This window comes from Mesorhizobium sp. M1066 (genome assembly GCF_040318635.1).
Lineage (GTDB): Bacteria > Pseudomonadota > Alphaproteobacteria > Rhizobiales > Rhizobiaceae > Mesorhizobium.
On the sequence record NZ_JAMYMR010000020.1, the window covers coordinates 71,326 to 82,554 of the forward strand.

The window sequence follows — 11,229 nt, forward strand, 5'->3', positions numbered from 1 at the left end:
ATGGCCAGAGGCGTCATCCTTCTCGCGGCAGGCGGCACCGGTGGGCATCTTTTCCCGGCCGAAGCGCTGGCGCATGAGCTGAACGAGCGCGGCTGGTCAGTGCATCTGGCGACCGACGACCGTGCAGAGCGTTTCGCCGGCCATTTCCCGGCCGCAGCCGTCCATCCGATCCAGTCGGCGACGATGGGCTCGAAAAACCCCTTTGCCCTGCTTGGTGCCTTCTGGAAAATCTGGCGCGGCGTGCGCCAGGCTTCCGCCGTCATCGCCAGGATCAAGCCGGATGCGGTCGTCGGCTTTGGCGGCTATCCGACCTTGCCGCCGCTCTACGCGGCGACACGGCGCAAGGTGCCGACCCTGATCCATGAGCAGAACGCGGTGATGGGGCGCGCCAACCGGGCGCTGGCCGGCCGTGTCGATGCCATCGCCGGCGGCTTCCTGCCGCAGGACACCAGTGCTGCCGGGGTCAAGACGGTGACGACAGGCAATCCGGTCAGGCCGGCCGTGCTGGAAGCTGCCAGGACGAATTATGCGGCATCGACCGGGGAACAGCCGTTCCGCCTGCTGGTGTTCGGCGGCAGCCAGGGCGCTCAGTTCTTTTCCGATGCCGTGCCGGGGGCGATCGCGCTGCTTTCCGATGCTCAGCGCAAGCGGCTGGTCATTACCCAACAAGCTCGCGCCGATGATGTGGCGCGGGTCAAGGCGGCCTATGCGGCACTGGGCGTTGCTGCCGAGGTCTCACCCTTCTTCACCGACATGGCGCAGCGTATGGCGGCTGCGCATCTGGTGATCTCGCGCTCCGGCGCCTCGACCGTTTCGGAGATCGCCGTCATCGGCCGGCCGGCGCTGCTGGTGCCTTACCCCTACGCGCTCGACCACGACCAGGCGGCGAACGCGGCGGCCCTTGCCGCTGCCGGCGGCGGCGAAGTGCATCCGCAATCCTCGCTCTCGCCCGAACGCATCGCAGCGCTCATTGGCGAGCTGATGGACGACCCCGATCGGCTTGTGGCGATGGCGGCGGGCGCGAAATCGGCCGGCCGGCCGAACGCGGCACGGTTGCTCGCTGATCTTACAGAGGCTATTGCGTCCAAAAAAACCATTTCGGATTTCAGGAAGGGGACGCAAGCATGAAGATGCCGCAGACCATCGGCCTTGTGCATTTCATCGGCATTGGCGGCATCGGCATGAGCGGCATTGCCGAAGTGCTGCACAATCTCGGCTACAAGGTGCAAGGCTCCGACCAGGCCGAAAGCGCCAATGTGCAGCGGCTGCGCGACAAGGGCATCGAATGCTTCGTCGGCCATAGGGCCGAGAATCTCGGCGATGCCGAGGTGGTGGTCGTCTCGACGGCGATCAAGAAATCCAACCCTGAGCTCAAGGCCGCGCGCGAAAAGCTGCTGCCGATCGTGCGCCGGGCCGAAATGCTGGCCGAGCTGATGCGCTTTCGCCAGGCGGTGGCGATCGGCGGCACGCATGGCAAGACGACCACGACTTCGATGGTGGCGACCTTGCTCGATGCCGGTGGGCTCGATCCGACCGTCATCAATGGCGGCATCATCAATGCCTACGGCACCAACGCGCGCATGGGCGACGGCGAGTGGATGGTGGTCGAGGCCGACGAGAGCGACGGCACTTTCCTGAAACTGCCGGCCGAGATCGCGGTCGTTACCAACATCGATCCCGAGCATCTCGATCACTATGGCAGCTTCGACAAGGTGCGCGAGGCGTTCCGCCAGTTCGTCGAGAACGTGCCGTTCTATGGTTTTGGCGTGATGTGCACCGATCACCCCGAGGTGCAGGCGCTGGTCAGCCGCATCGAGGACCGCCGGGTCATCACCTATGGCGAGAATGCGCAGGCCGACGTGCGCTTTACCAATCACCGCATGGCAGGTGCCATTTCTGAATTCGACGTGGTGATACGCGACCGCAAGACAGGCGGCCAGACTGTCATAGCAGGCCTGCGCCTGCCGATGCCCGGCCGCCACAACGTCTCCAACGCGACGGCAGCGATCGCGGTCGCGCATGAGCTCGGCCTGTCGGCCGAGGCGATCAAGAAGGGCCTGTCGTCCTTCGCCGGCGTCAAGCGACGCTTCACCCATACCGGTTCGTGGGACGGCGTCGAAATATTCGACGATTACGGCCACCATCCGGTCGAGATCTCGGCGGTGCTGAAGGCGGCGCGCAGCGCCACCCAGGGTCGCGTCATCGCCATTGCCCAGCCGCATCGCTTCACCCGGCTGCATGATCTGTTCAACGAGTTTTCCACCTGCTTCAACGACGCCGACACAGTGATGGTGGCGCCGGTCTACGCGGCCGGCGAAGAGCCGATCGACGGCGTCAGCTCGGACGCGCTGGTGTCGCGCATCCGCGCCGGCGGCCATCGCGACGCGCGCTACATCGAGGGTCCGGCGGCGATCGCGCCCGTCATCCGTGATCTGGCCAAGCCGGGTGACTTCGTCGTCTTCCTCGGCGCCGGCAACATCACCCAATGGGCCTATGCGTTGCCCAAGGAGCTTGGCGGGACCGTCTCATGATGCACGGCCAGGCCCTGATCGACAGACTTGGCGACCGGCTTGCCGGCCTGCGCGGCCGCCTCACGCCGAACGCCGAGATGGACAAGATCACCTGGTTCCGTGCCGGGGGTCTGGCTGAAGCGTTGTTTCAGCCGGCTGATGAGGAGGATCTTGCGGTGTTCCTCAAAGCCGTTCCTGAAGAAATACCTCTTACCGTCGTTGGCGTCGGCTCCAACCTGCTGGTCCGCGACGGCGGCATCGAGGGCTTTGTCATCCGCCTTTCGGCCAAGGGCTTCGGCGAGGCCGAGGTGATTTCGCCGATCAGGATCAAGGCGGGAGCTGCGACCCCCGACAAGCGTGTCGCAGCGGTGGCGCTCGAGGCCGGCATTGGCGGCTTTCATTTCTACCACGGCATTCCGGGTGCAATCGGCGGTGCGCTGCGGATGAATGCCGGCGCCAATGGTGTCGAGACGCGCGAGCGCGTCGTCGAAGTGCGGGCGCTCGACCGCAAGGGCAATGTGCAGACGCTGAGCAATGCCGATATGGGATACGCCTATCGCCATTCAGCGGCGCCCTCCGGGCTGATCTTCACCTCGGCCGTGTTCGAAGGCTTTGCCGAGGAGAAAACGGCGATCAAGGCGGCGATGGAGGCCGTGCAGAACCATCGCGAGACCGTGCAGCCGATCCGCGAGAAGACCGGTGGCTCGACCTTCAAGAATCCGGAAGGCACGTCGGCCTGGAAGGAGATCGACAGAGCGGGCTGCCGCGGCCTGATGATCGGCGGCGCCCAGATGTCGCCGATGCATTGCAACTTCATGATCAACACGGGAACCGCGACCGGCTACGACCTGGAATATCTCGGCGAGACGGTGCGCACGCGGGTGCTGGAGAATTCCGGTATCCGGCTGCAATGGGAAATCAAGCGAATCGGCAATTTCCGGCCGGGGCATGCCGTGCAGGAGTTTCTAGGGCAGCTCCTTTAAGGTGCACTTTGCGCGCGTTGAAGTTAATTTGTTGCATGAACTTAAACGCGGCCGAAACGGTCGGCGACCGTTGCCGCAAAGACTCAACGACACGCTTTTCGCATCCATTTTCTCAGAAAGTGAATCTCTCGGAATCGTAAGCACTTGCCAGTGAATCAACTCTCTGATTCTCTGCTCGAAAGCGTTTCCTGATTTGAGTCGTTCGACGCGTTTTCAGCGTTTTCCGTCTGGGGGGGCAACCTGCCGGGAGACTCTGACTCAATGTTGCGGAAAATCTGATTTTGGTCCGCCGTGAGAGAGGGGATGCCGGGGAATGAAAAACAAGCATGTGGCCGTCCTGCTGGGTGGTTTTTCGTCCGAGCGGCCCGTGTCTCTTTCGTCGGGGAAGGCTTGCGCCGATGAGCTCGAGAAGGAAGGCTACCAGGTCACCCGTGTCGATGTCGGGCGCGATGTCGGCTCCGTGCTTGCCGAGCTCAAGCCTGATGTCGCGTTCAATGCGCTGCACGGCCCTTTTGGCGAGGACGGCACCATTCAGGGCATCCTTGAATATCTCGGCATTCCCTACACCCATTCCGGCGTGCTCGCCTCGGCTCTGGCCATGAACAAGGAGCAGGCCAAGCGGGTTGCCAAGTCGGTCGGCATCGTGGTCGCCGAATCGAAGGTCGCCAGCCGCTTTGCCATCCAGAACAAACATCCGATGAAGCCGCCCTATGTGGTCAAGCCGGTCAATGAGGGTTCGAGCTTCGGTGTCGTCATCGTGCATGAGGGCCAGTCGCATCCGCCGCAGGTTCTTGGCTCGTCGGAGTGGAAATATGGCGATGCCGTCATGGTCGAGCGCTACATCCACGGCAGGGAGCTGACCTGCGCGGTGATGGGCGATGTGGCGCTGGGGGTCTGCGAGATCATCCCGACCGGCCATTCCTTCTACGACTATGATTCAAAATATGTCGCCGGGGGATCAAAGCACGAATGCCCCGCAAAAGTTTCACCGAATATTTACCAAAAAATACAAACACTGGCGCTCAAGGCTCACCAAGCGATCGGCTGTCGGGGCGTTTCCCGTTCGGACTTCCGTTATGACGATCGTCATTCCGAAAACGGCGAGATTGTCTGGCTCGAGGTCAACACCCAGCCGGGTATGACGCCGACGTCTTTGGTGCCTGAAATCGCCGCCCATGCCGGGCACTCGTTTGGCGATTTGTTGAGTTGGATGGTGGAGGACGCTTCGTGTCTGCGTTGAAATGGGGACAAGGTAGGGAGAGGGGCGCGGCCGGGCCGGCGCTGTTCGGCCTGTCGTTGTCGTTGGACCATTTCGTACTGCCGCGCATGCTTCGCCGCCCGGTGCGCATTCTGGCGCGCCTGGGCGTTGGGGAATTCCAGGCGCCGCGCTTTTCCGCGGCCATGATGTCGGCCGTGCTGATTTTCTCGAGCAGTGCCTATGGTGCCTACCTTGGCGGTCATGTCGACGGTATCGTGCAGAGCATCACCGCCCGTACCGGCTTTGCCGTCGATCAGGTTAAGGTGGTCGGCAATCGCCAGACCTCGGAAATCGATATACTCGACAGGCTTGAACTTGATGGCTGGACGTCGCTGATCGGCTTTAATGCCGAGGCGGCGCGCGAGCGGATCTCCGGCCTGCCGTGGATCGAGGTTGCGGCGGTGCGCAAGGTCTACCCGCACACGCTGGAAGTACGTGTCGAGGAGCGCGAGGCTTTCGCGCTCTGGCAGCAGGGCGACGAGCTTTCGGTCATCGAGAGGAATGGTGCCATGATCGCGCCGTTCTCGGGCGGCAAGCAGGTGCTTCTGCCGCTGCTGATCGGCACCGGCGCGCCGGCGAGCGCGCCCGATTTCCTGGCCAAGGTCGAAAAATATCCCGAGCTCGCGAGCCGGATCAAAGGGTATATCCGCGTCGGCGAGCGGCGCTGGGACCTGAAGCTGGACAATGGCATCACCGTCAAGCTTCCCGAGGACGACGAGGGTCAGGCGCTCGCCGAACTCGTGAAGATGGATCATGACAGCGGCTTGCTGTCGCGTGACATCGCCGCCGTCGACATGCGCCTGACGGACCGGCTGGTCGTGCAGTTGACGGCGGAAGCGGCGACGCAGCGCGAAGCCGCCCTCAACGAGAAACCCAAGAGCCTGAAGCGCAAGCCGGAGACGAAGATATGAACTGGCTTGGCGGTCCTGGCGATGCCGCGTCGCGCCGGTCCGGCACCCTGACGGTGCTGGATGTCGGTTCGAGCAAGGTCTGCTGCATGGTGGCCAAGCTGAAGCCGTGCGATGACGGCAAGCTGCTGCGCGGCCGCTCGCACCGGATCCAGGTGATCGGCATCGGCCATCAGAAATCGCAAGGCGTGAAGTCTGGTGTCATCGTCGATCTCGACCGCGCCGAGCACGCCATCCGCCTTTCCGTCGACGCGGCCGAGCGCATGGCCGGGCTGACGGTCGATTCGCTGATCGTCAACATGACGGCCGGCCGGCTCAAGAGCGAAGCCTTCTCCGCCACCATCAATCTTGGCGGCCATGAGGCCGACGAGGCCGACATCAAGCGCGTTCTCGGTGCCGGCGCCAAACAGGCGCTGAAGGCCGAGCGCGAGGTGATCCATTCGCTTCCGGTCGGCTTCTCGCTGGATGCCGAACGCGGCGTGCGCGATCCGCGCGGCATGGTCGGCGACGCACTCGGCGTCGACATGCATGTGCTGACCGGCGACGCCGCGCCGATGCGCAATCTGGAGCTTTCCATCAACCGTTCGCATCTGTCGGTCGAGCGCATGGTGGCGACGCCCTATGCCAGCGGTTTGGCGGCCCTGGTTGACGACGAGCTGGAAATGGGTGCGGCCTGCATCGACATGGGCGGCGGCACGACGACGATCTCGGTGTTTTCGGAAGGCAAGTTCGTCCATGGCGACGCCATCGCTATCGGCGGCAACCACGTCACGCTGGACATGGCCAAGGGGCTGTCGACCTCGCTCGATGCCGCGGAACGGCTGAAGGTGATGCATGGCTCGGCGCTGCCGGGCAGCGCAGACGACCGCGACCTGGTCTCGATCCAGCCGATCGGCGACGATGGCGACGTGCCCTTGCAGATCCCGCGCTCGGTGATGACGCGCATCGTGCGTGCCCGTATCGACGAGACGCTCGAACTGCTGCGCGACCGGCTGAACAGGTCCGGCTATGGCAATGCAGTGGGCAAGCGTGTGGTTCTTACCGGCGGTGCCAGCCAGCTTGCCGGCCTGCCGGAGGCGGCGCGCCGCATCCTGGGACGCAATGTGCGCATCGGCCGCCCGCTCGGCGTGGCCGGCCTGCCGGAAGCGGCGAAGGGGCCGGCCTTCTCGGCCGCGGTGGGGCTTCTGATCTATCCGCAGATGGCGAGCTTCGAGAGCCATCCTGCGAAAGGAATTTCCGGTCTCAAAATGACCGGAACGGGCGGAAAACTGCATCGCATGAGTCAGTGGTTGAGAGACAGTTTCTAAAATTGACGGGGACAGCCCCATAGGCGGCCGCGGCGGCGAAGCGGCGTGAAAGGCAAAGGACGGAGACAATGACCATCAATCTGCAGAAGCCGGACATCACCGAGCTTAAGCCGCGCATCACCGTGTTCGGTGTCGGCGGCGGCGGCGGCAATGCCGTCAACAACATGATCACCGCCGGTTTGCGCGGTGTCGAGTTCGTGGTGGCCAACACCGACGCGCAGGCGCTGACCATGTCGAAGGCGGGCCGCCTGATCCAGCTCGGCGCGCATGTCACCGAAGGCCTTGGCGCCGGCTCGCAGCCGGAAGTCGGCCGTGCGGCGGCGGAAGAGTGCATCGATGAAATCCTCGATCACCTGACCAACACCCATATGTGCTTCGTCACCGCCGGCATGGGCGGCGGCACCGGCACCGGTGCTGCTCCCGTCGTTGCCCGCGCGGCGCGCGAAAAGGGCATCCTCACCGTCGGCGTCGTCACCAAGCCGTTCCACTTCGAAGGCCAGCGCCGCATGAAGACCGCGGATTTCGGCATCGAGGAATTGCAGAAATGCGTCGATACGCTGATCGTCATCCCCAACCAGAACCTGTTCCGGCTGGCCAATGACAAGACCACCTTCGCCGATGCCTTCGCCATGGCCGACCAGGTGCTCTATTCCGGTGTCGCCTGCATCACCGACCTGATGGTCAAGGAAGGCCTGATCAATCTCGACTTCGCCGACGTCCGTTCCGTCATGCGCGAGATGGGCAAGGCGATGATGGGCACCGGCGAGGCTTCCGGAGAGGGCCGTGCGATGGCCGCCGCCGAAGCGGCGATCGCCAACCCGCTGCTCGACGAGACCTCGATGAAGGGCGCCAAGGGCCTGCTGATCTCGATCACCGGCGGCCGCGACCTGACGCTGTTCGAAGTCGACGAAGCCGCGACCCGTATCCGCGAGGAAGTCGACCAGGACGCCAACATCATCCTGGGCGCCACTTTCGACGAGGAACTCGAAGGCGTCATTCGCGTCTCGGTGGTTGCCACCGGCATCGACAAGTCGGCGGCTGAAATCGCCGCCGCGCCGATCTCGATCCGCACGGCGCCTCCGAAGCCGGCCAGCCGCCCGGCGGCTCAGATCGCGGAGGTTCGTCCGGCGCCTGTCCAGCAGGCGGCATACGAGCCACGCGCTGTCGACCCGGTCGCGGAAGCCATCCATCTGGCCGAAGCTAATGCCGCGGCTATGGCGCAGGCGCGCCCGGCCCCGGTCGCCCACGCTGAAGATTTCCGCCCGCAGAGCAAGATCTTCCAGGCACCGCCCGCCCAGCCGATGCCGCAGCCGGTGGTCCAGCAGATGCAGCCGGCCCCGCAGCCGCGCGAGATGCTGCAGCGCGAAGCGCCGCAGCCGGTTGCCATGGCGCCGCAGCGTATGCCGCGCGTCGAGGACTTTCCGCCGGTCGTCAAGGCCGAGGTGGACGCCAAGAGCCGCCCGGTCGACCACGAGAACAACAGCGGACCGATGGGCCTGCTGAAGCGCCTGACCAATGGCCTGACCCGCCGCGAGGAGGAACCCGCAAGGCTGCAGCCGGCGCAGCCGCGCGAGCCCAAGCTGCGCCAGGCAGCGCCCGAAGTACGCCGTCTCGCCAGTCAGGATGCGCAGCTGTATGCGCCGCGCCGTGGCCAGCTCGATGATCAGGGCCGCCTGACGCCGCAGGTGAGGACGACTCAGGAAGACGATCAGCTGGAGATTCCGGCGTTCCTGCGCCGCCAGGCCAACTGATTGGTAAACGGACTGTAACATTTGTTAACAGGCAAGCGAGGAATCGCTTGCCTGTTAACGTTTTAAATGGTGGGATTTCAACGACTTACCAATTCGTACTCATTCCATTTCGCGGTTACACAGAGTAAGAAACCGTGATTTGGAGTCTCCCTGACGGGACATTATCTTCGCTGCCTACCATCATCGGTTTGCCGGGATTTCGGGGGAAGTCACCCTGCCAGCCGATTCACACAAGAGCCGCGCCCTCGGGCTGGAGAAGCGGACCTAGGCATTACGGGCTTATGGGGATTGTCTTGCACGACTATCAGACGACATTGAAGACGCGCGCGTCGCTTACCGGCACCGGCGTCCACAGCGGCAAGGAAGTGTCCATCAGCTTCGTGCCCGCGGATGCCGACACCGGCATCGTTTTCCAGCTTTTCAACGGTGCGGAGCAGGGCCGCGAGTTTCGTGCCCTGGTTTCGGAAGTCGGCGCTACCGACCTGTGCACCATGCTTGGTGATCCCGCCGGCGAGCATATCGCCACGGTCGAGCACATCATGGCGGCGCTGTTTGGGCTCGGCATCGATAATGTCGCTGTCGAGATCGATGGTTCCGAGGTTCCTATCTTCGATGGCAGCGCCATGGCGTTCGTCGAAGCCATCGACCAGGCGGGTATCGAGACGCTCTCGGTCAAGCGGCGCTATATCAGGGTCATCAAGCCGGTCCGTATCGAGAACGGCGCCTCGTGGGCGGAGTTTCGCCCCTATGACGGGACCCGTTTCGAGATCGAGATCGACTTCGAAAGTCCGGCGATCGGCCGTCAGCTGTTTGCCTCCGACCTCAATGCCGATATTTTCCGTCGCGACATCGCGCGCGCCCGCACCTTCGGCTTCATGAAGGATGTCGAGCGGCTGTGGGCTGCAGGCTATGCGCTCGGCTCCTCGCTGGAGAACTCGCTGGTCATCGGCGATGACAACCGCGTCATCAATATGGGCGGCCTGCGCTATCCCAACGAATTCGTGCGCCATAAAACGCTGGACGCCATGGGCGACCTGGCGCTGGCCGGCGCCCGCTTCATCGGCTGCTTCCGCTCCTATCGCGGCGGCCACAGGATGAATGCCGCGGCCCTGCGCCGTCTGCTCTCGGACCGCACGGCATTCGAAATCGTCGAGACGACACGCCGCGAGCGTGGCCGCAGCGCCGAGATGAACGCCGTCAATGCGCCACTCTACGCGCCCTGGATGATCTGATTTCCCGGGTTTTTCGGGTTCCATGGGCGATAGCGCATGTGGCAGGAATGCACCACTCGCCAGTGAAATTGCATTGACGTCCAAGCTGCGTCCGGCCGCCACAAAAATGTGCGATTGGCCGGAGATAGCGTTGTCGGGCAAGGCGGTTATGGTTTATGGCTGCTGCCGTCGATTAATGCATGTCGTTCAAAAGTGGGGACCAGTTTTGAAACAATGGCATGCAACTGGCATTGAAATGGCGCCGAAAGGGCGAGATCCAATCATGTTCTTCAAGCGAGTTGGCCAATTGAAAGCACCGCAGAGGGCTGTTTTCCTGGCGCTTTCAGTAGTTGTTCCATCGCTCTTTCTGTCGGCCTGCATGTCGTCGGAGAAAGATATCGACCTGTCGACCTATGTCGACCAGACCGAGCCGGCCGATGTTCTCTACAATCAGGGCCTTGCCAATCTCAATGCCGGGCGCCTGCAGGAGGCGAGCAAGAAGTTCGACGCCGTCGACCGCCAGCATCCTTATTCAGAATGGGCCCGCAAATCGATGGTGATGGGCGCTTTCGCCGACTATCGCCAGGGCAATTACGATGAGGCGATCGGCTCGGCCAAGCGCTATCTCACGCTTTACCCGTCGACCGATGACGCCGCCTATGCGCAGTACATCATCGGCTTGAGCTACTACCGTCAGATCAAGGACGTGACGCAGGACCAGAAGGAAGCGCGTCAGACCGTCCAGACGATGCAGGATCTGGTCACGCGCTGGCCGACATCGGAATATGTCGACGACGCCAAGGAAAAGATCCGCTTCGCCAACGACCAGTTGGCCGGCAAGGAAATGCAGATCGGCCGCTACTATCTCGAGCGGCGTGAATACATCGCTGCCGTGAAGCGCTTCCGCACCGTGGTCGAGAACTATTCCAACACCCGCCATGTCGAGGAGGCGCTCGCCCGCCTGACCGAAAGCTATTACGCGATGGGTCTGACCTCGGAGGCACAAACCGCCGCCGCCGTGCTCGGCACCAATTACCCTGACAGTTCATGGTACAAGGATTCCTACAAGCTCTTGCAGAGCAATGGGCTTGCACCGCGCGAAAATGCCGGGTCGTGGATATCCAAGGCCGGAAAGATGATCACCGGCGCCTGATCCCAAGCAGACGTTGCAGGCTTCACCAACGCGCCGTCTGCCTGGTTTGTTGCTTGTCGCGGGTTCTAGCCGCAAAACCGCACGACACTTTTGCGGAACCTGCCTGGAGCACTCGGATCGAAGCGTGCGCTTTTTCGGATTGATCCGG

The 11,229-nt window shown here is 63.2% G+C and carries 9 protein-coding genes; all 9 read left to right on the plus strand.

Annotated elements, in window-relative coordinates; translation table 11 throughout:
* The 9 genes from murG (at position 1) to NKH52_RS22630 (ending at position 11,081) form a co-directional block, all read left to right on the plus strand.
* Positions 1 to 1,128 (plus strand): undecaprenyldiphospho-muramoylpentapeptide beta-N-acetylglucosaminyltransferase, encoded by a 1,128-nt coding sequence (murG, locus tag NKH52_RS22590; protein WP_352733733.1) that lies wholly within the window; start codon positions 1 to 3, stop codon positions 1,126 to 1,128.
* Positions 1,125 to 2,531 carry a UDP-N-acetylmuramate--L-alanine ligase gene (murC, locus tag NKH52_RS22595; protein WP_023813140.1) on the plus strand — a complete coding sequence of 469 codons (1,407 nt, stop codon included), beginning with the start codon at positions 1,125 to 1,127 and terminating at the stop codon, positions 2,529 to 2,531. The genes murG and murC overlap by 4 nt, the downstream gene beginning before the upstream one ends.
* A complete protein-coding gene (gene murB / locus NKH52_RS22600) occupies positions 2,528 to 3,493 on the plus strand; it encodes a UDP-N-acetylmuramate dehydrogenase (RefSeq protein ID WP_031213597.1) in 966 nt (321 codons plus the stop codon). Before murC ends, murB begins: the two co-directional genes overlap by 4 nt.
* A 313-nt stretch (positions 3,494 to 3,806) precedes the next feature.
* Complete coding sequence (locus NKH52_RS22605) at positions 3,807 to 4,733, plus strand: D-alanine--D-alanine ligase (protein WP_352733731.1); 927 nt, start codon at positions 3,807 to 3,809, stop codon at positions 4,731 to 4,733.
* Positions 4,721 to 5,662: a cell division protein FtsQ/DivIB gene (locus NKH52_RS22610; protein WP_352733729.1), complete on the plus strand. Its 942-nt coding sequence runs from the start codon at positions 4,721 to 4,723 to the stop codon at positions 5,660 to 5,662. The genes NKH52_RS22605 and NKH52_RS22610 overlap by 13 nt, the downstream gene beginning before the upstream one ends.
* The gene (gene ftsA / locus NKH52_RS22615) at positions 5,659 to 6,966 is read left to right on the plus strand and encodes a cell division protein FtsA (RefSeq protein ID WP_023813136.1); all 1,308 of its coding nucleotides are present in this window, start codon (positions 5,659 to 5,661) and stop codon (positions 6,964 to 6,966) included. Before NKH52_RS22610 ends, ftsA begins: the two co-directional genes overlap by 4 nt.
* 68 nt (positions 6,967 to 7,034) lie before the next feature.
* Positions 7,035 to 8,717, plus strand: a complete 1,683-nt coding sequence (ftsZ, locus tag NKH52_RS22620) for a cell division protein FtsZ (protein WP_352611270.1) — start codon at positions 7,035 to 7,037, stop codon at positions 8,715 to 8,717.
* A 281-nt stretch (positions 8,718 to 8,998) separates the two neighbouring features.
* Positions 8,999 to 9,949, plus strand: coding sequence for a UDP-3-O-acyl-N-acetylglucosamine deacetylase (gene lpxC / locus NKH52_RS22625; RefSeq protein WP_023813134.1), 951 nt, complete (start codon positions 8,999 to 9,001; stop codon positions 9,947 to 9,949).
* A gap of 262 nt (positions 9,950 to 10,211) precedes the next feature.
* Positions 10,212 to 11,081, plus strand: coding sequence for an outer membrane protein assembly factor BamD (locus tag NKH52_RS22630; protein ID WP_023813133.1), 870 nt, complete (start codon positions 10,212 to 10,214; stop codon positions 11,079 to 11,081).
* Positions 11,082 to 11,229 lie beyond the last annotated feature (148 nt).